We start from the raw sequence: 21376 nt of genomic DNA, 5'->3' as shown, positions 1-21376 counted from the left end.
ACGGCTGTGAAACCGCCGAGTAACGATTAGTTATGTGGGCCTCTGCATACTCCGTCATTCTACGGCCCAGGAGGCCGCGACGCGCAGGACGAATGTCACACGGGGCGGCGCCGAGTGGCGCCGCCCCGTGTGATGTCCGCGCGTGAGGGCCCCGAGCGAGGGTCCCTGTGCGTGAGGGCCCCGTGCGCGGGGCCCTCGTCGTCCGTCAGCCGATGGCCGTTCCGAAGAAGGAGCCGATCCCGAAGGTGAGGGCGGCCGCCGCGCCACCGAGGGCGAGCTGGCGCACACCGCTGAACCACCACGAGCGGGCCGTCACCTTGGCGACCACCGCGCCGCACCCGAAGAGGCCCACGAGCGCGAGCAGCACCGCCGGCCACAGCGCGGAGGCGCCGAGCAGATACGGCAGCAGGGGCAGCAGCGCGCCCAGCGCGAAGGAGGCGAAGGAGGAGACCGCGGCCACCGTGGGCGAGGGCAGGTCGGAGGGGTCGATGCCGAGCTCCTCGCGGGCGTGGATCTCCAGCGCCTGCTCGGGGTCCTGCGAAAGCTGCCGGGCGACCTCGCGGGCCAGCTCCGGTTCGACGCCGCGCGACATGTACAACTCGGCGAGCTCGCGCTCCTCGTCGGCCGGGTGCTTGCGCAACTCCCGCCGCTCGATGGCGAGTTCGGCCTCGACGAGCTCCCGCTGCGAGGCGACCGAGGTGTACTCGCCGGCCGCCATCGAGAAGGCGCCGGCCGCGAGTCCGGCGAGTCCGGTGATGACGATCGTGCGGTGCGAGACCTCGCCACCGGCGACACCCGTCATCAGGGCGAGGTTGGAGACCAGGCCGTCCATCGCGCCGAACACGGCCGGGCGCAGCCAACCACCGTTGACATCGCGGTGGGTGTGGTTGTCGCGGTGCGCCTCGTGCAGCGTCGCGTCGGTATCGATGATGGACACAGCTATCCCCTTGCTTCCAGCAGCGGGCACCGTTCACGTCCCGCGCCCCCTCAACACCCTCGAAACTACGCTCGATGTAAGGGCCCCGCCAGCAAGCAAGGCCTTACTTAGTGAGGTTGGGCTCACCTGGAGCGGGCTTCGGGGACCGCCCCGCCGAACGCGCCGGGCCCTTCGCGGTCACATAACCGGCCGCCCTCGGGAGACAATCCCGGCATGACCCGGATCACCGTGCTCGGCAGCACCAACATGGACCTCGTCGCCTACGTCACGACCGCGCCCCGCAGCGGTGAGACCGTCACAGGACACGAGTTCCGCACCATCCCCGGCGGCAAGGGCGCCAACCAGGCCGTCGCCGCCGCCCGGGCCGGGGCGGAGGTCGCGATGATCGGGGCGGTGGGCACGGACGAGTTCGGCGGGCGGCTGCGCGCCACGCTCGAGGGCTCGGGCGTCGACATCGATCTGCTGCGCACCACCGAGGGCCCCACCGGCACCGCCCACATCGTGGTCGACGGCGACGGCGCCAACTCGATCGTGGTCATCCCCGGCGCCAACGGCTCGGTCACCTCGCTCAGCCACGCCGACCGCGCGGTGATCGCCGAGGCCCGGTCCCTGCTGCTCCAGCTGGAACTGCCCATGAGCGCGGTCCTGGAGGGCGCCGAAACGGCCCGGCGCAACGGAGTCCGTACGATCCTGACCCCCGCGCCCGCCCAGCCGCTGCCCGCCGAACTCCTCGCCGCCACCGACCTGTTGGTGCCCAACGAGCACGAGGCCGCCACCCTCACCGGCGTCTCGGGCGACCCGCAGCGCGCCGCCGAGGCGCTGCTCGCGCAGGTGCCCGAGGTCGTGATCACGCTGGGCGCGCGGGGCTGTCTGTACGCGTCCCGGTCGCAGCCGGAGCCGGTGGCCGTGCTGGCGCCGCCGGTCACCGCGGTGGACACGACGGGCGCCGGTGACACCTTCGTGGGCGCCCTCGCGGTGGCTCTCGCCGAGGGCCGCCCGATGATCGACGCGCTCACCTGGGCGTCCAGCGCGGCCGCGCTCTCGGTGCAGCGGCCGGGGGCGGCGACGTCCATGCCGTATCGGGGGGAGATCGACGGGTAGCCCTCCGGGGGGCGGGGAGTTTCGGGGCGGGCCAGGGTTGTTCGTGCCGACCGGGACCGCGGGGGCTCCGCCCCCGAGCCCCCGCTCCTCACACGCCGGAGGGGCTGCTTTTCGGGTGCGGGCCGTCTTGGGCTGGGCGCGCAGTTCCCCGCGCCCCTGAAACCCCACGTCGTGTGCGGACCGTGCCCGCTTCTCGCGCAGTTCCCCGCGCCCCTTAAGCGCTCGGGGCTGGCCAGTGCAGGCCACCTCAGCCTGTCCGGCGATTGAGGACGAGCGCCCTTCAGGCGCGATGCGGGGTCTGGGGCGGAGCCCCAGGGGAGCACCCGGCTCGGTCAGGCCTTTTTGGGCTCCGGGTCCGGGATCGCCGAATCCGCCTTCGGCTCGTCCGGGGAGTTCGGGGACTCGTCCTTGTCCAGGGAGACCGGCGTGTCGTCCTGCGCGCCGGGCTCGATGATCTCCTCGCGGCCGGGCCGCAGCTTCGCGGAGATCACGATGTAGGCCACGGCCAGCAGGAACACCACGGCCGCCGTCCAGACGTTCAGGCGCACCCCGAGAATGTGGTGGGCCTCGTCGACGCGCATGGCCTCGATCCAGAACCGGCCCGAGCAGTACGCCGCGACGTACAGCGCGAACGCGCGGCCGTGGCCGAGCTTGAAGCGGCGGTCGGCCCAGATGACCAGGAAGCCGGCGCCCACACACCACAGCGACTCGTACAGGAACGTCGGGTGGTAGGTGCCCGCGATCCGGTTCGGGGCCTCGCTGATCTTCAGCGCCCAGGGGACGTCGGTGGGCCGGCCGTACAGCTCCTGGTTGAACCAGTTGCCCCAGCGGCCGATGGCCTGGGCGAAGGCGAGGCCGGGGGCCAGCACGTCGGCCCAGGCGGGAAGCGGGATGCCGCGGCGGCGGCAGCCGATCCAGGCGCCGACCGCGCCGAGCGCGACCGCGCCCCAGATGCCGAGGCCGCCCTCCCAGATCTTGAAGGCGCCGACCCAGTCCTCACCGTCGCCGAAGTACAGCTGGTAGTCGGTGATGACGTGGTAGAGCCGGCCGCCGACGAGCCCGAAGGGCACCGCCCACACGGCGATGTCGGCGACGGTGCCGGGGCGGCCACCGCGGGCGACCCACCGCTTGTTGCCGTACCAGACGGCGACGAAGACACCGATGATGATGCAGAAGGCGTAGCCGCGCAGCGGGATCGGTCCGAGGTGGATCACACCGGTCGACGGGCTGGGGATGAAGGCAAGTTCCATGGCAGGGACGACGCTACCGTGCCGGGCGGGCGCAGCGGCAACCCGCCCGGCAACTTATGAGTAACGAGAGGCCCCCGGGCTCAGGAGGCCGGGCTCGCCTTGCCGGCGGGCTTGCCCTTGTTGGCCTGGGCGACCCACTTCTTGAACGTGGCCGGGGAGATCTGCTCGCCGCCCTTGGTCGGGAAGATCGATTCGCCGTTGAGCTGCACGGTCGGCGTTCCGTTGAAGTGGCCCGCCTGGAAGGCCTCGTTGGACTTCACGACCCAGCTGTTGTGCGTCCCGTTCTCGACGCAGGAGCGGAAGGCGGGGGTGTCCAGGCCCGGCACCTTCTTGGCCAGATCGAGCAGCTTGGCGTTCTTCGCGTACGCGTCGTCCATCTCGTCGGGCTGGTTGGTGTAGAGGACGTCGTGGTACGCGGGGAACTTGCCCGCGTCCTGTGCGCAGCCCGCCGCGTTGGCCGCGTGCAGCGAGCCGCCGCCCCGGGTCTTGTCGTCGATGAGGGTGGCCAGGTGGTACTGGACACGGATCTGGCCCTTGGTCTCCAGCTCGTGGATCGTGGAGCGCATTCCGTTCTCGAACGCGGCGCACGCCGGGCAGCGGAAGTCCTCCCACACCGTGAGCGTGGAGGGGGCGTCGGCGGCGCCGACCGGGATGGCCAGGGCGTCCTTGCCGTCGGCTCCGGTGGGGGCGACGACCGGGCCGGCGGTGCTCGCGCCCTTGGCGCTGTCGTTGCCGCCCGCGTTCGCCGCGATCACGCCGATCACGGCGGCCAGGGCCAGCACGCCCACCACGGCGCCGGCCACGATGAGCTGCCGCCTGCGGCGCTCTCCGGCCTTGTGCTGTTCACGTTCTTGGATGAGCCGGTCGCGCGCGGCCCTTTTCGCATCGGGGTTCTTGTCACTCACACCCGCAGCAACGAACCGGGGAGGCACGCTCGTGCCTCCCCGGTCCGACTTCCACCCGTACGGGTGAGCTGTGCGACGAGCGCGCTACGACGTCCTGCGAACGCCCTCGGCGAGCTCGGCCGCCAGTTCCCGTACGGCGGTGAGGCCCGCCGCGTGGTCGGGGGCGTCCAGCATGAGCTTGACGAAGGCCGAGCCGACGATGACGCCGTCGGCGAAGGCGGCGACCTCCTTGGCCTGGGCGGCGTTGGAGACGCCGAGGCCCACACAGACCGGGAGGTCGGTGGTGGCGCGGGTGCGGCCCACCAGGTTCTCGGCCGAGGCGCCGACCGAGGCGCGGGTGCCCGTGACGCCCATCAGGGAAGCCGCGTAGACGAAGCCGGATCCGGCCGCCGTGATCGTGGCGAGGCGCTCGTCCCGGCTGCTGGGCGCGACCACGAAGACCGTGCCCAGGCCGTGCTTCTCGGCGTGCTCGCGCCACAGCCCGGCCTCCTGGACCGGCAGGTCGGGCAGGATGCAGCCGGCGCCGCCCGCCTCGGCGAGCTCGGCGGTGAAGCGCTCCACGCCGTAGCGGTCGACGGGGTTCCAGTACGTCATGACCAGGACCGGCTTGCCGGTGGCCGCGTGGGCCTCGCGGACCGTGCGCAGCACGTCCGCGATGCGCACACCGCCCTTGAGGGCGATGTCGTCGGCGGTCTGGATGACCGGGCCGTCCAGGACCGGGTCGCTGTGCGGCAGGCCCACCTCGACGATGTCGGCGCCACCCTCGAAGACGGCCTTGACCGCTTCGATGCCGCCGTCGACGGTCGGGAACCCGGCGGGCAGATAGGCGATGAGCGCGGCGCGGTCCTCGGCCTTCGCGCGGGCGAGGGTGTCGTCCAGCAGAGTCAGGTTCCCGCTCACTTGGCGTCTCCCTCGATCTCGGCGAGGCCCGCGGCGTCGGCGGCCACCTCGGCGTCGGTGCCGTACAGGCCGAAGTAGCGGGCGGCCGTATCCATGTCCTTGTCGCCGCGTCCGGACAGGTTGATCACGATCAGGCCGTCCTTGCCGAGCTCCTTGCCGACGTCGAGCGCGCCCGCGAGGGCGTGCGCCGACTCGATGGCCGGGATGATGCCCTCGGTGCGCGAGAGCAGCCGCAGGGCCTGCATCGCCGCGTCGTCGGTGACCGCGCGGTACTCGCCGCGGCCGATGTCCTTGAGGTAGGAGTGCTCGGGGCCGATGCCCGGGTAGTCCAGGCCCGCCGAGATCGAGTAGGGCTCGGTGATCTGACCCTCCTCGTCCTGGAGGACGTAGGACCGCGAGCCGTGCAGGATGCCTGGCTCGCCCGCGGTCAGGGTCGCCGCGTGCTCCCCCGTCTCCACGCCGTGCCCGGCGGGCTCGCAGCCGATGAGGCGTACGGAGGCGTCCGGGATGAAGGCGTGGAAGAGGCCGATCGCGTTGGAACCGCCGCCGACACAGGCGACGGCCGCGTCGGGCAGGCGTCCGGCGCGCTCCAGGATCTGGCGGCGGGCCTCGACGCCGATCACCCTGTGGAAGTCGCGCACCATCGCGGGGAAGGGGTGCGGTCCCGCGACCGTGCCGAAGAGGTAGTGGGTGCGGTCGACGTTGGCGACCCAGTCGCGGAACGCCTCGTTGATGGCGTCCTTGAGGGTGCGGCTGCCGGAGGCGACGGGGACGACCTCGGCGCCGAGCATCCGCATCCGGGCGACGTTCAGGGCCTGGCGCTGGGTGTCGATCTCGCCCATGTAGATGGTGCAGTCGAGGCCGAACAGGGCGCAGGCGGTGGCCGTGGCGACGCCGTGCTGGCCGGCTCCGGTCTCGGCGATGACGCGGGTCTTGCCCATGCGCTTGGTGAGGAGCGCCTGGCCGAGCACGTTGTTGATCTTGTGCGAGCCGGTGTGGTTGAGGTCCTCGCGCTTGAGGAACACCCGGGCGCCGCCCGCGTGTTCGGCGAAGCGGGGCACCTCGGTCAGGGCGCTGGGCCGGCCGGTGTAGTTGACCATCAGCTCGTTGAGCTCCGCCGCGAAGGCGGGGTCGTGCTTGGCCTTGTCGTACTCGACGGCCACCTCGTCGACCGCGGCGACCAGCGCCTCGGGGATGAACTTGCCGCCGTAGGCGCCGAAGTACCCTTCGGCGCTGGGGACTTGACCCTGTGGGTCGGGTACGAAGAACTCGTTCTCGTGGGACATGCGGATACCTCGCGGGGGCGTCGCGGCCCCGGGTCCTGGGTTGGCTGGTGGGCACGAGTGCGCCGAACGCCGTGCGGGTGCGCGTGGTTGTGCGTCCGTCCGCGGTATCGGGCCGGTCGCGCAGTTCCCCGCGCCCCTGAAGGGGCGCTCAGCTCAGCCGCGTCGCCATCGCATGCCGTTGACCTGGCCGGGTTCCGAGCCGATCACGTAGCGCACGCGCCGTCCGTGCACCCGGCGCGCCGGAGCGCGGCAGCCGCGGGGGCGGCAGCCGGGTGCGAGGCGGACGGCGATGGACATCGGGTCAGCTCCGCCCGTGGCGCAGGGCCGGGTGGGCGCCGGCGGCGACCAGGTCGGCGACGGCGGCGCGCGGGTCCTTGCCGGTGACCAGGGACTCGCCGACCAGCACCGCGTCGGCGCCGGCGTTGGCGTACGCGATGAGGTCGTGCGGGCCGCGGACGCCGGACTCGGCGATCTTCACGATGTGGTTCGGGATCTCCGGGGCGACGCGGTCGAAGGTGGTGCGGTCGACCTTGAGGTCCTTCAGATTGCGCGCGTTGACGCCGATGATCTTGGCTCCGGCGTCCACGGCGCGCTCGACCTCGTCCTCGTCGTGCACCTCGACCAGCGGGGTGAGCCCGATCGACTCGGCGCGCTCGATCAGCGACACCAGGGCCGGCTGGTCCAGCGCGGCCACGATCAGGAGCACCAGGTCGGCGCCGTACGCGCGGGCCTCCCAGAGCTGGTAGGCGGTGACGATGAAGTCCTTGCGCAGGATGGGGGTGTCGACCTTGGCGCGCACGGCCTCCAGGTCGGCGAGCGAGCCGCCGAAGCGGCGCTGCTCGGTCAGGACGGAGATGACGGACGCACCGCCCGCGGCGTAGTCGGCGGCGAGGGCAGCGGGGTCCGCGATGGCGGCGAGCGCGCCCTTGGAGGGGCTGGAGCGCTTGACCTCGCAGATGACCTTCACGCCGTCACCGCGCAGGGCCGCGACCCCGTCACGGGCCGGGGGCGCCTTCTCGGCGCGCTCCTTCAGCTCGTCGAGGCTGACACGCGCCTGCCGCTCCCCGAGGTCGGCGCGGACGCCTTCGATGATCTCGTCGAGCACACTCACGCGAGCGGCCCCCTTCCGGGACGGTGATGTCGGTCAGGACGAGGGTGACCCTCCCAAGCGGTCACGATCAGCCATGACGATGGTATCCGCACCGGGGCGAAGGCATCGCATCCGGTTGACCGGCGTCCCAATAATTGGGACGTCACCTGCGGGTTTGTCGTTGCGTCATGGCGCGAGCACGGAGCCGAACGGCAGGTTCCGGACCACCGAGAAGATCAGTACGGCCGCTCCGACGAGCCACCACTGGCGGTCGCCGAGGGCGATCCGCAGGGGCAGGCCCCGGGCCGAGCGCACGGCCCACAGGACCCAGACCGCGGCGAAGACCAGATAGCCGGCGACGGCCAGCGCGTTGGAGTGGACGGCGGCCGCGAAGTGTCCGGTGACGAAGTCGTGGGCGCTGCGCAGCCCGCCGCAGCCCGGGCAGTAGACGCCGGTGAACCGGAACAGCGGGCAGACCGGGTAGTGGCCCGGCTGGTTCGGGTCCACCAGGCCCACGTACGCGAAGGCCGAGGCCACCGCGCCGAGCGTGCCGAGCGGTACCAGGAGGCGGCGGGCCGCGGTGGCGGGCCGGGCGGTGAGGGAGGCCGGCACGGGGTGCGCCGGGGCGGGGGTCGGCTGGGCTGCGTCCACTGGGTGATTGTCCCCGTTCACATGGAAAGGCGCAGCCCGTACGGGCTGCGCCTCGCGCGGTGGCTTTCGGGTTCAGCCGGCCTGGGCCTCGAGGCGGGCGCGCACCTTGGCGGCGGCGTCCTCGCGCAGGCGCGAGATCTCGGGGGTGTCCTTGGGGGTGCCGAGGCCCGCCATCTTCATGACGCCGCCGACGATGGCCGCGATGGCGAGGAGCGCGATGCCGGCCCAGAAGCCCACCGGGTTGGCGGCCACTATGAAGACGCAGGTCACGCAGAATCCGATGAAGGCAATGATGACACCGGTCCAGGCTGCCGGGGTGTGGCCGTGGCCGCTCTTCGCCATGGGGGTTGCTCCTCGTAGGTGTGTTCCGTGTTGTCGTCGTCGCTGTCGGCGCCGATGGCGGCTTGCCGCCCGCGGATCCTGCCGCCACCGCTGTCGTCGAACCCGACGCTCGATGCCATTGTCCCGTACCGGGACGCGTGGGTGAGTGCGGGGGTCAGCTCTCGCGCGTCGGATCCTCGCCGCGGTCGAGCGCCTTCCACAGTTCCTCGGGGCGCTCGGGGTCGGGCGCGGTGCGCGCCTTGCGCGGGCGGGGGGTGCCGTCGCGCTCGTAGCGGCCGCCCATCGCGGGCCAGGACGCGCCGAAGCGGAGTGCCAGGAGCCCGGCGAGGAGCAGCAGGACGCCGCCCGCGACGGCGACGTAGGGCCAGCCGGTGTGGGTGAGCGCGCCGACGGTGGCGGCCGCGTCGCCGCTGGCCTTGGCCGCCTTCTCGTCCAGGGCCGCGCTGTCGCCCACGCCGAGCCAGGCGGTCGCCGCGGCTCCGGCGCCGCTGAGCGTGAGCAGTCCGGCGACCAGGAGGCGGCCCGCGCCGCGCACGGCGAAGACCGCGACGAGGGCGGCGAGTCCGACGATCGCGAGCGCGGAGGGCACCCCGGTGATGTCGCCGCCGGAGGCCTTCAGCGGGAGCGCGCCGCCGCCGACGGCCGCGTCGCCGTGCGCCCAGGTCTGCCCGGAGGCCATGAGGACGACGGCGGCGCCGACGGCACCGGCGAGCAGGGCGGCGGCCAGGCTGCGGCGCCCTCCGCCGCGGGCGGACGGCGCGGCGGCTTCGGCACGGGGCTGGGGTACGGATGCGGCACTCACGTACTCCACTATCGCCTGCGCGCCGCCCGGGGCGTCACCCGGGGGCGGCTGCGGCGGTCCGCCGGGGCCCGGCGGACCGGACCGCCGCAGCTCAGCGGCCGAGCCGGTTGGCCGTGTCGACCGCGCGCAGCACGGCGGCCGCCTTGTTGCGGCACTCCTCGTCCTCGGCGACCGGGTCCGAGTCGGCGACCACGCCGGCGCCGGCCTGGACATAGGCGGTGCCGTTCCGCAGCAGCGCGGTGCGGATGGCGATCGCGGTGTCCAGGTCCCCGGCGAAGTCGAGGTAGCCGACGCAGCCTCCGTACAGACCCCGGCGGCTGGGCTCCAGCTCCTCGATGATCTGCATCGCGCGGGGCTTGGGGGCGCCGGAGAGCGTGCCGGCCGGGAAGCAGGCCGTGAGGACGTCGAACGCGGTGCGCCCCCGGGCGACCGTGCCGGTCACCGTCGACACGATGTGCATCACATGGGAGTACCGCTCGATCGACATGAAGTCGACGACCTCCACCGAACCGGGCTCGCAGACCCGGCCCAGGTCGTTGCGGCCGAGGTCGACGAGCATGAGGTGCTCGGCACGCTCCTTGGCGTCGGCGAGCAGTTCGTCGGCGAGCTCCTGGTCGCGCCGCGGGGTGGCGCCGCGCGGCCGGGTCCCGGCGATGGGGTGCAGCAGCGCCCGGCCGTCCTCGACCTTGACGAGCGCCTCGGGGCTGGAGCCGACGACGTCGAAGCCGTCGAAGCGGAACAGGTACATGTAGGGCGAGGGGTTGGTGGCCCGCAGCACCCGGTAGACGTCCAACGCGCTTGCGCGGCACGGGGTTTCGAAGCGCTGCGAGGGCACCACCTGGAATGCCTCGCCGGCCCGGATCCGCTCCTTGATGTCCTCGACCGCGTCCTGGTAGGCCTTGCCGCCCCACAGCGCGGTGTACTCGGGCAGTTCCGAGTCGGGCAGCGCGACCGGGGCGTACTCGGTGGGCTTGGCCAGATCGGCCTCCATGGCGTCGAGCCGCGCCAGGGCGTCCTGGTACGCCTCGTCCACACCGGTGGCGAGGTCGTTGTGGTTGATCGCGTTGGCGATCAGCAGGACCGAGCCGTCCCAGTGGTCGAGCACCGCGAGGTCGGAGGTGAGCAGCATGGTCAGCTCGGGGAGTTGGAGGTCGTCGCCCCCGTGCTCGCCGATCTTCTCCAGCCTGCGCACGATGTCGTAGCCGAGGTAGCCGACCATGCCGCCGGTGAAGGGCGGCATTGCGGTGTCCGGGTCGCGCGGGGTGTGCAGGGTCTCGACGGTGGCTTTGAGTGCCTGGAGAGGATCACCCGAAGTGGGGACGCCGACCGGCGGCGTACCGATCCAGTGGGCCTGCCCGTCGCGGGCGGTGAGGGTCGCGGCGGAGCGTACGCCCACGAACGAGTACCGCGACCAGGACCGCCCGTTCTCGGCCGACTCCAGCAGAAAGGTGCCCGGCCGCTCGGCGGCGAGCTTGCGGTAGAGGCCGACCGGGGTGTCGCCGTCCGCGAGGAGGCGGCGGTGCACGGGGATGACGCGGCGGTCGACGGCGAGCTTGCGGAAGGTCTCCAGGTCCATGACTACTTCCCGAGGTCGAGTACGTCGGCGTCGAAGCAGGTGCGGTCCCCGGTGTGGCAGGCCGCGCCCACCTGGTCCACCTTGACCAGGACCGTGTCCGCGTCGCAGTCCAGGGCGACCGACTTCACGTGCTGGACGTGCCCGGAGGTGTCGCCCTTGACCCAGTACTCCTGGCGGCTGCGCGACCAGTACGTGCAGCGGCCGGTGGTCAGGGTGCGGTGCAGGGCCTCGTCGTCCATCCAGCCGAGCATGAGCACCTCGCCGGTGTCGTACTGCTGGGCGATGGCCGGGACCAGACCATCCGCGCCGCGCTTGAGGCGGGCGGCGATGGCGGGGTCGAGATTGCTGGTCATGCCGCCATTCTGCCGTGGCCGGCGGGGCGTCCGGGCGGCACGTCCACTGTCCGGACGTGCCCGGCGGCCGTACGCTGGCGGACATGTCGACCCATGCCAAGCGTGAACGGCTTCTGCTCGCCGACCTGTTGGAGGCGGCGGGCCCGGAAGCGCCGACCCTCTGCGAGGGCTGGACGGCCCGCGAACTCGCGGCCCATGTGGTGGTGCGCGAACGGCGCCTGGACGCGGCGGGCGGGATCGTGATCCCGGTGCTGAAGAACCGCCTGGAGCGGGTCCAGGCCGAATTCGCCGCGAAGCCGTACGAGGAACTGATCCAGCTCATCCGCACCGGCCCCCCGAAGTACTCCCCGTACAACCTCAAGCAGGTCGACGAGGTGGCCAACGCGGTGGAGTTCTACATCCACGCCGAGGACGTCCGCCGGTCCCAGCCGGACTGGACGCCCCGCGAGCTCGATCCGGTCTTCGCGGACGTGCTGTGGACCCGGCTCGAGCGGGCCGCGCGGATCACGGGCCGCAGGTCGCCGGTGGGCCTGGTGCTGCGACGGCCGGACGGCCGGACGGTGGTGGCGCACAAGGGCACCCCGGTGGTGACGGTCACCGGTGAGCCGGGCGAGCTGACGCTGTTCGCGTACGGTCGCCAGGAGGCGGCGCAGGTGGGGATCGAGGGGGACAAGGAGGCCTCGGCGCGGGCGCTGGAGGCCAAGCTCGGCATCTAGCGCCACCGCGTCCGGCGGCTCAGCGCGGGAGTTCGGCGCGGCGCAGGTGGCGGGAGGCGAGCCCGCTCACCGCGCCCGTCGCGCACACTCCCGCGCTGACCAGGAAGACCGGTGTGGTGCCCCATGCGCCGATGGCGGCGCCCGCCAGCGGATAGCCGAGCGGCGCGACGCCCATCGTGAACAGGGAGGCGACCGCCGTGACCCGGCCCAGATAGGCGGGCTCGGTGGCGGTCTGTATCAGCGCGCCGCACAGGGCTCCGCTCAGCCCGGCGAGCAGCCCGATGAAGACCCCGGCGACGGCGGCGTACGCCACGGAGGGGGCGTATGCGAGGGCCGCGATCGCGAGGGTGCCGCCGAGCAGGGAGAGGGGCAGGACGAGGCCGGCCCGGGGGATGCGGCCGCGCAGCGAGAGCAGCAGGGAGGCGGCCCCGGCGCCGGCCCCGAACGCCGCGACGATCCATCCCATGCCGGCCGCGCCCCAGGCCCGCTCCTTGGCGAGCAGCGCGAGTCCGATGTTGAGCGGGGCCGCGAAGCCCAGTTCGCCGATGGCGATGACCAGCATCAGGGGGGCGAGCAGCCGGTGGCGGCGGATGTAGCGCAGCCCGGCGGCGAGGTCGCGCAGCGGGGGCTGCGCGGTGCGCGGCGCCTCGTCGTCGAGCCGGGCGATGCGGACCCGTACGAGCAGCGCGGTCGAGGCCGCGAACAGGGTGCCCGCCACGGCGAAGGTGGCGGCGGTGCCGCCGAGCGCGACGGCGAGGCCGCCGAGCGGGGCGCCGGTGATGTTGGCGACGCGGGCGGAGAGGCCCTTGAGGCCCTGGACCCGGGCGAGTTCGCCGGGCCCGGTGATCCTGGGCGGCAGTGCGCCGAGCGCGGGCAGCAGGACCGCGTCCACCGCGCCGAAGACCAGGGCGAGCACGATCAGCAGCCACAGCTGGGGGCCGGTGACGAGCAGCACGGCCGCCATGCCCAGGATGATCACGCTGCGGGCGGCGTCGCTGCCGATGACGACCCGGCGCGGTCCGAACCGGTCGGCGACCACTCCCCCGCCGAGCATGAGCAGTGCCCTCGGCACGGCGCCAACCGCGAGCACGAGACCGGCCTGCCCGGCGCTCCCGGAGCGGGCCGCGGCCCAGGCCAGCGCCATGTAGTACACGCTGTCGCCGACGAGCGAGAAGGTGTACGCGGCGAGCCAGCGCAGGACGTTGGCGTCGCGGTGGGCGGGGCGCGCCGGGGCCGGCGGTATGCGGGTGGTCAGGGACATGACGGGGCCTCTCAGACGCGGAAGGGGAAGCCGTACAGGTGGACCGCCACGTTCTCGCGGCCCTCGGTGTCGCCGGCCGTGGCCGCGGCCTCGCCCCGCTCCTTGAACCTGCCGAGCACGGCGTCGAGTTCGGCCTCCATCTCGCGCACCTCGGCGGGGGTCAGCCGCACCGCGTACTCGCTGCCGAAGGCGGCGCCGGTCCACTCGGCGCTCCAGGCGGCCATCTGGTCGAGGAAGCTCCGGTAGAGCTCCATCCGCTGTTCCACGAGGAGGCGGGTGACGGAGGTGTGCGCGGCCACCCGCTCGGGGGCGTCGTTGAAGTCCTCGTGGCGGTAGCTGATGCCGTCCGAGGCGGGCCGCCACCACCGCTCCCGCCCGTCCGTGCCCTGGCCCTCGGCCTCTTCGATGAGGCCGTGGTCGGCGAGTTTGCGCAGGTGGTAGCTGACCAGTGAGACCGCCTCGTCGACCTGGTCGGCGAGCTGGGAGGCGGTGGCGGTGCGGGCGATGTACAGCGCGCGGTAGAGCTTCATACGCAGGGGATGGCCGAACGCCTTGAGCGTGGCGACATCCGTGATCCTGCGGTTTCCCTGGGGTGCCATACGCGCCACGCTAGATGAGAAAGGAAACTTGCGCAATAAAAGTTGTGCAACTAATGCTGCGCATCCGGGGACGAAAAAGGGCCCGGGGGCGCACCCCCGGGCCCTCCTCGGCGGTCAGCGGACCGGGTGGCCCGCTTCGCGCAGGGTCTGCTTGACCTCCGCGATGCGCAGGTCGCCGAAGTGGAACACCGAGGCGGCGAGGACCGCGTCCGCGCCCGCCGCGATCGCCGGAGGGAAGTCCTCCAGGCGGCCCGCGCCGCCCGAGGCGATCACCGGCACGGTGACATGGCGGCGGACCGCCGCGATCATCTCCGTGTCGTAGCCGTCCTTGGTGCCGTCCGCGTCCATGGAGTTGAGCAGGATCTCCCCCGCCCCCAACTCCGCGGCGCGGTGCGCCCATTCGACCGCGTCGATCCCGGTGCCCCGGCGACCGCCGTGGGTCGTCACCTCGAAGGTGCCGGCCTTCGTGCGGCGGGCGTCCACGGACAGGACGAGCACCTGGCGCCCGAAGCGCTCGGCGATCTCGCGGATCAGCTCGGGCCGGGCGATGGCGGCGGTGTTCACGCCGACCTTGTCCGCGCCGGCCCGCAGCAGCTTGTCGACGTCGTCGGCGCTGCGGACGCCGCCACCGACGGTGAGCGGGATGAAGACCTGCTCGGCGGTGCGGCGCACCACGTCGTACGTGGTCTCGCGGTTGCCGGACGAGGCGGTGATGTCGAGGAACGTCAGCTCGTCCGCGCCCTCGGCGTCGTACAGCTTGGCCATCTCCACCGGGTCGCCGGCGTCGCGCAGGTTCTGGAAGTTGACGCCCTTGACGACCCGTCCGTTGTCCACGTCCAGGCAGGGGATCACGCGTACCGCGAGGGTCATGCCCGCGCACCTCCCCGGTACGCCTCGACCTCGACCTCGACGACCAGGCTCGGGTCGACGAAGCCCGACACGATCAGCATCGTCGCGGCCGGGCGCACATCGTCGAAGAGCTCCTTGTGGGCGCGGCCCACATCCTCGACATCGCGGGCGTGGGTGAGGTACATACGGGTGCGCACCACGTCCTGGCGCCCGAGCCCCAGGGACTCCAGCGCCTCGATGGCGACGCCGAACGCGGTGACCGTCTGCTCGTAGGGGCCGCCCTCGTCGATGCGGCCCTTGACCGTCGACGTACAACCGGACACCAGGACAAGGCCGTTGGGGAGTTCCACGGCGCGGGAGTAGCCGAAGCGGTCCTCCCAGGCGCCGCCCGAGGAGACCTTGCGCGTCTCGCTCATGCCGCCACCGCCTTGAGTGCCTCTTCGAGCGTGAAGGCCTTCGCGTACAGGGCCTTGCCGACGATGGCGCCCTCGACGCCCAGCGGGACGAGTGCGGAGATGGCCCGCAGGTCGTCGAGCGAGGAGACACCGCCCGAGGCGACGACCGGCCGGTCGGTGGCCGCGCAGACGTTCTTCAGGAGCTCCAGGTTGGGGCCGGTCAGCGTGCCGTCCTTGGCGATGTCGGTGACGACGTACCGCGCACAGCCCTCGGAGTCCAGGCGCGCCAGCGTCTCGTACAGGTCGCCGCCGTCGCGGGTCCAGCCCCGGCCGCGCAGCGTGGTGCCGCGCACGTCCAGGCCGACCGCGATCTTGTCGCCGTACTCGGCGATGACCTTGGCGACCCACTGGGGGGTCTCCAGGGCGGCGGTGCCGAGGTTGACGCGGGTGCAGCCGGTGGCGAGGGCCGCCTCCAGGGTGGCGTCGTCGCGGATGCCGCCGGACAGCTCGACCTTGATGCCGTCACCCGCGAGGCTCCCGGCGACCTCGGCGATCAGCGCGCGGTTGTCGCCGGTGCCGAAGGCCGCGTCCAGGTCGACCAGGTGCAGCCACTCGGCGCCGGAGCGCTGCCAGGCGAGCGCCGCCTGGAGGGGCGAGCCGTAGGAGGTCTCGGAGCCTGACTCGCCGTGGACGAGGCGTACGGCCTGGCCGTCGCGGACGTCGACGGCGGGGAGCAGTTCGAGCGTGGGGGCCATCACAGGGTTCCGATCCAGTTGGTGAGCAGCTGGGCTCCGGCGTCGCCGGACTTCTCGGGGTGGAACTGGGTGGCCCACAGGGCGCCGTTCTCCACCGCGGCGACGAACGGCTCGCCGTGGGTGGCCCAACCGACCCTGGGGGCACGGATCTTGGGGTTGGTCACTTCGAGGCTCCACTCGCGCACGGCGTAGGAGTGCACGAAGTAGAAGCGGGCGTCGGCGTCCAGACCGGCGAACAGTTCGCTGTCCTCGGGCGCCCGCACGGTGTTCCAGCCCATGTGCGGCACGATCGGCGCCTTCAGCGGCTCGACCACGCCGGGCCACTCGTCGAGGCCCTCGGTCTCCACGCCGTGCTCGATGCCGCGCTCGAAGAGGATCTGCATGCCGACGCAGATGCCCATGACCGGGCGGCCGCCGGAGAGCCGGCGCCCCACGATCCAGTCGCCGCGGGCGTCGCGAAGACCCTTCATGCAGGCGGAGAAGGCGCCGACACCGGGCACGAGCAGCCCGTCGGCGTTCATCGCCCGGTCGTAGTCGCGGGTGATCTCCACGTCCGCGCCGACATGGGCCAGGGCCCGCTCGGCGGAGCGGACGTTGCCGAACCCGTAGTCGAAGACGACGACCTTCTTGGCGGGTGCGCTCATGACCACACGTCCAGTCGCAGGATGCCCGCGGCCAGGCACATCACGGCGCCGATGGACAGGAGCACGATCAGGCTCTTGGGCATCCCCTGCTTGACGAAGGAGATGATTCCGCCGATCAGGAAGAGGCCGAGCACGATCAGGATGGTGTTGAGACCGTTCATGCTTACAGGGCACCCTTGGTGGAAGGAAGGATTCCGGCGGCGCGCGGGTCACGCTCACTGGCGTAGCGCAGCGCCCGGGCGAGCGCCTTGAACTGGCACTCCACGATGTGGTGCGCGTTGCGCCCGTACGGTACGTGGATGTGCAGGGCGACCTGCGCCTGGGCGACGAAGGACTCGAAGATGTGCCGGGTCATCGTCGTGTCGTACGCGCCGATCATCGGCGCCATGTTCTCGGGCTCGGTGTGCACCAGGTAGGGGCGGCCCGACAGGTCGACGGTCACCTGGGCGAGCGACTCGTCCAGCGGGACGGTGCAGTTGCCGAAGCGGTAGATGCCGACCTTGTCGCCGAGCGCCTGCCTGAAGGCGGCGCCGAGCGCGAGCGCGGTGTCCTCGATGGTGTGGTGGGTGTCGATGTGCAGATCGCCGTCGGTCTTGACCGTGAGGTCGAACAGGCCGTGGCGGCCGAGCTGGTCGAGCATGTGGTCGTAGAAGCCGACCCCGGTCGCGACATCGACCTTTCCGCTGCCGTCGAGGTCGATCTCGACGAGGACGGACGTCTCCTTGGTGGTGCGTTCCACCCTGCCAACGCGGCTCATGCGCTCTGCTCCTTCTTGAGTTGACGGACCGCGTCGAGGAACGCGTCGTTCTCGGCCGGGGTGCCGGCGGTGACCCGCAGCCATCCCGGTACGCCGTTGTCCCGGACGAGGACGCCCCGGTCGAGGATCCGCTGCCAGACGGCGTGGCTGTCGTCGAAGCGGCCGAACTGGACGAAGTTGGCGTCCGACTCGGTCACCTCGTAGCCGAGTCCGCGCAGCTCGGTGACCAGCCGGTCCCGCTCGGTCTTGAGCTGCTCGACATAGCCGAGCAGCGTGTCGGTGTGCTCCAGGGCCGCGAGCGCGGTCGCCTGGGTGACGGCCGACAGGTGGTAGGGAAGGCGCACCAGCTGGACGGCGTCGACCACCGCGGGGTGCGCGGCGAGATAGCCAAGACGCAGCCCGGCCGCGCCGAAGGCCTTGGACATGGTGCGCGAGACGACCAGGTTCGGCCGGCCCTCGATGAGCGGGAGCAGCGAGTCGCGGTGGCTGAACTCGACGTACGCCTCGTCCACGACCACCATCGACGGCTTCGCCGCCTGGGCCGCCTCGTACAGCGCGAGGACCGTCTCGGCGGCGACCGCGGTGCCGGTGGGGTTGTTGGGCGAGGTGATGAAGACGACGTCCGGGGCGTGCTCGGCGATGGCCCGCTCGGCCGCCGCGAGGTCGATGGTGAAGTCCTCGTGGCGCGGCCCGGAGATCCAGCCGGTGCCGGTGCCGCGGGCGATCAGGGAGTGCATCGAGTACGAGGGCTCGAAGCCGATCGCGGTGCGGCCGGGCCCGCCGAAGGTCTGGAGCAGCTGCTGGAGGACCTCGTTGGAGCCGTTGGCGGCCCACACGTTCTCGACGGCGACCGGGTGCTTGCCGGTGCGGGTGAGGTAGCGGGCCAGCTCGGTGCGCAGCTCGACCGCGTCGCGGTCCGGGTAGCGGTTGAGGTTCCTGGCCGCGGCGCGGACCCGCTCGGCGATCCGCTCGACGAGCGGCTCGGGCAGCGGGTACGGGTTCTCGTTGGTGTTCAGCTGGACGGGGGTGTCCAACTGGGGCGCTCCGTAAGGGGACTTGCCGCGCAGCTCGTCCCGGACGGGGAGGTCGTCGATGCCCGTCATGCGCTCGGCACCTTCCAGGAGAAGCGCGCCTTCAGGGCCGCTCCGTGCGCCGGCAGGTCCTCGGCCTCGGCCAGCGTCACCACGTGGTGGGTGACCTCGGCGAGCGCGTCGCGCGTGTAGTCGACGATGTGGATGCCGCGCAGGAAGGACTGCACGGACAGGCCCGAGGAGTGGCAGGCGCAGCCGCCGGTGGGCAGCACGTGGTTGGAGCCCGCGCAGTAGTCGCCGAGCGAGACCGGGGACCAGGGCCCGACGAAGATCGCGCCCGCGTTGCGGACCCGGTCGGCGACGGCCGCGGCGTCGGCGGTCTGGATCTCCAGGTGCTCGGCGCCGTACGCGTCGACGACCTTGAGGCCGTCCTCCAGGGAGTCGACCAGGACGATCGCGGACTGGCGCCCGGCCAGCGCCGGCTTGATCCGGTCCTCGATGTGCTTGGTCGCCGCGACCTGCGGCGCCAGCTCCTTCTCGACCGCCTCGGCGAGCGCGAGGGAGTCGGTGACCAGGACGGCGGCCGCGAGCGGGTCGTGTTCGGCCTGGCTGATCAGGTCGGCGGCGACGTGCACCGGGTCGGCGGTGTCGTCGGCGAGGACCGCGATCTCGGTCGGGCCGGCCTCGGTGTCGATGCCGATGCGGCCCGTGAAGTAGCGCTTGGCGGCGGCGACCCAGACGTTGCCGGGGCCGGTCACCATGTTCGCGGGTGCACATCCGTCGGGGCCCGTGGTGCCGTACGCGAACATCGCGACGGCCTGGGCGCCGCCCACCGCGTACACCTCGTCGACGCCGAGCAGCGCGCAGGCCGCGAGGATCGTGGGGTGCGGAAGGCCGCCGAAGTCCGCCTGCGGCGGGGAGGCCAGCGCGATCGAGCCAACGCCCGCCTCCTGCGCCGGGACCACGTTCATGATCACGGAGGACGGGTACACCGAGCGGCCGCCCGGTGCGTACAGGCCCACCCGATCGACCGGCACCCACTTCTCGGTGACGGTGCCGCCGGGCACGACCTGGGTGGTGTGGGCGGTGCGGCGCTGGGCGCGGTGGACGATCCTGGCGCGCCGGATCGACTCCTCCAGAGCGGCCCTGACCTGCGGGTCGAGCTGTTCCAGGGCGTCCTTGAGGGCCTCGGCGGGCACCCGGACCCGCTCCAGCTTCACGCCGTCGAACTTCTCCGCGTACTCGATCAGCGCCGCCGTGCCGCGATGATGCACGTCCTCGCAGATGGGCCGCACCTTCTCCAGGGCGGCTTCCACGTCGAACTCGGCACGGGGCAGCAGGTCGCGCAGGGCTCCACCCTCGGGGAGGGTGTCGCCGCGCAGGTCGATTCGGGAGATCACGTATCCAATTCTCTCAGACGGCTCCGCGGCACTGGACGCCTGTATCAGTGGCTGATACGCGCCACGGACCTCACCCGCTGTCACCCATGACCACTAGCGTTCCTCCTGTCAGGGTGGACGGCGAGGGGGACGGCATTGACCGAGGCGCCCGATCCGGGTGAGGCTCCGGACTGGCTCAGTCCGGCGGAGCTGGGGATGTGGCAGGCGTTCCGCAACGGCAGTACCTACGATCTGCGCACCCGCAATCCGGTACGCGACGATCCGTTCGCGGCGCGCCCCTGGGGGCCCGGGCGCAGCGTGCGGGCCAGGGTGGTGGCGCTGCTCCTGCTGAGCGGGCCGCCCGCGCTGCCCGGCCGGGTCGCCGCGCTGAAGCTGAACGGGGTGCAGATCACCGGCATCCTCAACCTGTCCGGCGGCACGATCACCCCGTACGTCGAGCTGAACAACTGCCGGTTCGAGAACGAGGTCCTGCTCCCCGAGGCCCACTTCACCACCGTGCGCATGGTGAGCTGCGCGATCCCACGCCTGGAGGCGGCCCGCCTGACCACCGAGGGCGATCTGCACCTGCCGCGCTGCCGGGTCGCCGGCGGCATCCGGCTGACCGACGCGCACATCGGCACCGACCTCCTGCTCAGCCAGGTCGTGGTGCACGGCGACCGCAACGGCCGCTCGATCGCGGCCGACGGGCTCTCGGTCGCCCAGGACCTCCAGGCCGATCTGATCGAGTCGTACGGGGAGCTGAGCCTGCGCGCCGCGAAGGTCGGCGTGACCCTGAGCCTGCGCGGCAGCCGACTGATCAACCCGGACGGCCAACGTGCCCTCAACGCACCGCAGTTGACCGTGGAGCGCACCCTGTATCTGACCTCGGCGGCCGTCTATCCGAGCGGCAACCAGGCGGGCACCACCCCGCCGTACGGGACGAACTACACCAACACGCCCGTGCGGGGCACCCTTATCCAGCCGTTCGAATGCCAGGGCGGGCTGCGCCTGGACGACGGGCGGTTCGGGGACGCCGTGGACCTGGCCCAGTCCCGCGTCGTGATGACCGACACCCAGGAGCTGTCGCTGCGCCGCATCCAGGCACCGGAGCTGCGCTTCACCGGGCAGCACCCCGAGCGCGGCAAGGTCGTGCTGTCCGGGGCCCGGGTGGTCAACCTGGTCGACATGGCGGACAGCTGGCCCGGGCCCGGCCATCTCACGATGAACGGCTTCACCTACGAGAACCTCATCCCCATCGGCCCGTTCACGCTGGCCGAGCGGCTGGAGTGGGTGACGGCGGCGACGCCCGAGTACGCGCCCGAGCCGTATGAGCGGCTCGCCGCGGTGCTGCGCGGCTGCGGTGAGGACGCGGACGCCCGGGCGGTTCTGCTGGCCAAGCAGCGCAGGCGGCGCGAGACGCTGCCGCTGGCCGCGAAGGCGTGGGGGGTGCTCCAGGACCTGACGGTGGCCTACGGCTACCGGCCCGGCCGGGCCGCGCTGTGGATGGCGATCCTGTGGGCGGCCGGCACCCTCGCGTTCTCGCACTACGACCCCCGGCCGATCAAGGCCGACGAGCACCCCGACTGGAACGCGGCGCTCTACTCGCTCGACCTCCTCATTCCGGTGGTCAACCTGGGCCAGGACGGCTACTGGAAGCTCTCCGGGCCCTGGCAGTGGGCGGCGGCCCTGCTGATCATGCTGGGCTGGATCCTGGCCACGACCGTGGCGGCGGGCGCGTCACGACTGCTGCGCAGGGGGTGAGGGCGAGGGCGGACGGAGGGGACCCAGGGCGTCGGC

General features: G+C 72.3%; 25 protein-coding genes. 3 read left to right on the top strand and 22 right to left on the bottom strand.

Annotated features, from left to right (window positions below; all coding sequences use genetic code 11):
* Nucleotides 1-205 precede the first annotated feature (205 nt).
* Nucleotides 206-937, bottom strand: coding sequence for a VIT1/CCC1 transporter family protein (locus tag N4G70_RS04855; protein WP_261711103.1), 732 nt, complete (start codon nt 935-937; stop codon nt 206-208).
* Nucleotides 938-1150: 213 nt separating this feature from the next.
* On the opposite strand from N4G70_RS04855, the gene rbsK reads away from it, so the two are divergent.
* A complete protein-coding gene (gene rbsK, locus N4G70_RS04850) occupies nt 1151-2038 on the top strand; it encodes a ribokinase (RefSeq protein ID WP_261711102.1) in 888 nt (295 codons plus the stop codon).
* A gap of 332 nt (nt 2039-2370) precedes the next feature.
* On the opposite strand, the gene lgt is transcribed toward rbsK, so the two are convergent.
* From lgt to hisI, 11 genes are all read right to left on the bottom strand, one after another.
* Entirely contained in the window at nt 2371-3288 is a 918-nt protein-coding gene (lgt, locus tag N4G70_RS04845) for a prolipoprotein diacylglyceryl transferase (RefSeq protein ID WP_261711101.1), read from the bottom strand.
* Between the two features lie 80 nt (nt 3289-3368).
* Nucleotides 3369-4193: a thioredoxin domain-containing protein gene (locus N4G70_RS04840; protein ID WP_261711100.1), complete on the bottom strand. Its 825-nt coding sequence runs from the start codon at nt 4191-4193 to the stop codon at nt 3369-3371.
* Nucleotides 4194-4277: 84 nt separating this feature from the next.
* Nucleotides 4278-5093 (bottom strand): tryptophan synthase subunit alpha, encoded by an 816-nt coding sequence (gene trpA, locus N4G70_RS04835; RefSeq protein ID WP_261711099.1) that lies wholly within the window; start codon nt 5091-5093, stop codon nt 4278-4280.
* The gene (gene trpB / locus N4G70_RS04830; protein WP_261711098.1) at nt 5090-6379 is read right to left on the bottom strand and encodes a tryptophan synthase subunit beta; all 1290 of its coding nucleotides are present in this window, start codon (nt 6377-6379) and stop codon (nt 5090-5092) included. Before trpB ends, trpA begins: the two co-directional genes overlap by 4 nt.
* 153 nt (nt 6380-6532) lie before the next feature.
* Nucleotides 6533-6676, bottom strand: a complete 144-nt coding sequence (trpM, locus tag N4G70_RS37125) for a tryptophan biosynthesis modulator TrpM (RefSeq protein ID WP_388721635.1) — start codon at nt 6674-6676, stop codon at nt 6533-6535.
* Nucleotides 6677-6680: 4 nt separating this feature from the next.
* Entirely contained in the window at nt 6681-7490 is an 810-nt protein-coding gene (gene trpC / locus N4G70_RS04825) for an indole-3-glycerol phosphate synthase TrpC (RefSeq protein ID WP_261711097.1), read from the bottom strand.
* Nucleotides 7491-7655: 165 nt separating this feature from the next.
* Nucleotides 7656-8120: a DUF2752 domain-containing protein gene (locus N4G70_RS04820; protein ID WP_399034136.1), complete on the bottom strand. Its 465-nt coding sequence runs from the start codon at nt 8118-8120 to the stop codon at nt 7656-7658.
* A 72-nt stretch (nt 8121-8192) separates the two neighbouring features.
* Entirely contained in the window at nt 8193-8462 is a 270-nt protein-coding gene (locus tag N4G70_RS04815) for an HGxxPAAW family protein (protein ID WP_261711096.1), read from the bottom strand.
* A 154-nt stretch (nt 8463-8616) separates the two neighbouring features.
* Complete coding sequence (locus tag N4G70_RS04810; RefSeq protein WP_261711095.1) at nt 8617-9273, bottom strand: TIGR02234 family membrane protein; 657 nt, start codon at nt 9271-9273, stop codon at nt 8617-8619.
* 82 nt (nt 9274-9355) lie between these two features.
* Nucleotides 9356-10840 (bottom strand): anthranilate synthase component I, encoded by a 1485-nt coding sequence (locus N4G70_RS04805; protein WP_261711094.1) that lies wholly within the window; start codon nt 10838-10840, stop codon nt 9356-9358.
* A 2-nt stretch (nt 10841-10842) separates the two neighbouring features.
* On the bottom strand, nt 10843-11193 hold the full coding sequence (hisI, locus tag N4G70_RS04800) for a phosphoribosyl-AMP cyclohydrolase (protein ID WP_100574534.1): 351 nt from the start codon (nt 11191-11193) through the stop codon (nt 10843-10845).
* Between the two features lie 83 nt (nt 11194-11276).
* On the opposite strand from hisI, the gene N4G70_RS04795 reads away from it, so the two are divergent.
* Nucleotides 11277-11909, top strand: a complete 633-nt coding sequence (locus tag N4G70_RS04795; RefSeq protein WP_261711093.1) for a TIGR03085 family metal-binding protein — start codon at nt 11277-11279, stop codon at nt 11907-11909.
* A 19-nt stretch (nt 11910-11928) separates the two neighbouring features.
* On the opposite strand, the gene N4G70_RS04790 is transcribed toward N4G70_RS04795, so the two are convergent.
* From N4G70_RS04790 to hisD, 10 genes are all read right to left on the bottom strand, one after another.
* A complete protein-coding gene (locus N4G70_RS04790; RefSeq protein ID WP_261711092.1) occupies nt 11929-13170 on the bottom strand; it encodes an MFS transporter in 1242 nt (413 codons plus the stop codon).
* A gap of 11 nt (nt 13171-13181) precedes the next feature.
* Complete coding sequence (locus N4G70_RS04785; protein ID WP_261711091.1) at nt 13182-13769, bottom strand: transcriptional regulator; 588 nt, start codon at nt 13767-13769, stop codon at nt 13182-13184.
* Between the two features lie 114 nt (nt 13770-13883).
* On the bottom strand, nt 13884-14639 hold the full coding sequence (hisF, locus tag N4G70_RS04780; protein ID WP_261711090.1) for an imidazole glycerol phosphate synthase subunit HisF: 756 nt from the start codon (nt 14637-14639) through the stop codon (nt 13884-13886).
* The gene (locus N4G70_RS04775) at nt 14636-15034 is read right to left on the bottom strand and encodes a RidA family protein (protein ID WP_261711089.1); all 399 of its coding nucleotides are present in this window, start codon (nt 15032-15034) and stop codon (nt 14636-14638) included. Before N4G70_RS04775 ends, hisF begins: the two co-directional genes overlap by 4 nt.
* Nucleotides 15031-15768: a bifunctional 1-(5-phosphoribosyl)-5-((5-phosphoribosylamino)methylideneamino)imidazole-4-carboxamide isomerase/phosphoribosylanthranilate isomerase PriA gene (gene priA, locus N4G70_RS04770; RefSeq protein ID WP_261711088.1), complete on the bottom strand. Its 738-nt coding sequence runs from the start codon at nt 15766-15768 to the stop codon at nt 15031-15033. The genes N4G70_RS04775 and priA overlap by 4 nt, the downstream gene beginning before the upstream one ends.
* Nucleotides 15768-16412: an imidazole glycerol phosphate synthase subunit HisH gene (hisH, locus tag N4G70_RS04765; RefSeq protein ID WP_261711087.1), complete on the bottom strand. Its 645-nt coding sequence runs from the start codon at nt 16410-16412 to the stop codon at nt 15768-15770. The genes priA and hisH overlap by 1 nt, the downstream gene beginning before the upstream one ends.
* Nucleotides 16409-16573: a hypothetical protein gene (locus N4G70_RS04760; RefSeq protein ID WP_162952636.1), complete on the bottom strand. Its 165-nt coding sequence runs from the start codon at nt 16571-16573 to the stop codon at nt 16409-16411. Before N4G70_RS04760 ends, hisH begins: the two co-directional genes overlap by 4 nt.
* A gap of 2 nt (nt 16574-16575) precedes the next feature.
* Nucleotides 16576-17169 carry an imidazoleglycerol-phosphate dehydratase HisB gene (gene hisB, locus N4G70_RS04755; protein ID WP_261711086.1) on the bottom strand — a complete coding sequence of 198 codons (594 nt, stop codon included), beginning with the start codon at nt 17167-17169 and terminating at the stop codon, nt 16576-16578.
* Nucleotides 17166-18272 carry a histidinol-phosphate transaminase gene (locus tag N4G70_RS04750; RefSeq protein ID WP_261711085.1) on the bottom strand — a complete coding sequence of 369 codons (1107 nt, stop codon included), beginning with the start codon at nt 18270-18272 and terminating at the stop codon, nt 17166-17168. Before N4G70_RS04750 ends, hisB begins: the two co-directional genes overlap by 4 nt.
* Nucleotides 18269-19600, bottom strand: coding sequence for a histidinol dehydrogenase (gene hisD, locus N4G70_RS04745; RefSeq protein WP_261711084.1), 1332 nt, complete (start codon nt 19598-19600; stop codon nt 18269-18271). Before hisD ends, N4G70_RS04750 begins: the two co-directional genes overlap by 4 nt.
* A 135-nt stretch (nt 19601-19735) precedes the next feature.
* Between hisD and N4G70_RS04740 the strand changes: the two genes are divergently transcribed.
* On the top strand, nt 19736-21340 hold the full coding sequence (locus N4G70_RS04740; RefSeq protein ID WP_261711083.1) for an oxidoreductase: 1605 nt from the start codon (nt 19736-19738) through the stop codon (nt 21338-21340).
* Nucleotides 21341-21376 lie beyond the last annotated feature (36 nt).

It is taken from the genome of Streptomyces sp. ASQP_92, assembly GCF_025399895.1.
Taxonomy (GTDB): Bacteria; Actinomycetota; Actinomycetes; order Streptomycetales; family Streptomycetaceae; genus Streptomyces.
The sequence above is the reverse complement of the archived record's forward strand: the minus strand, read 5'-3'. Positions and strand labels throughout refer to the sequence as shown.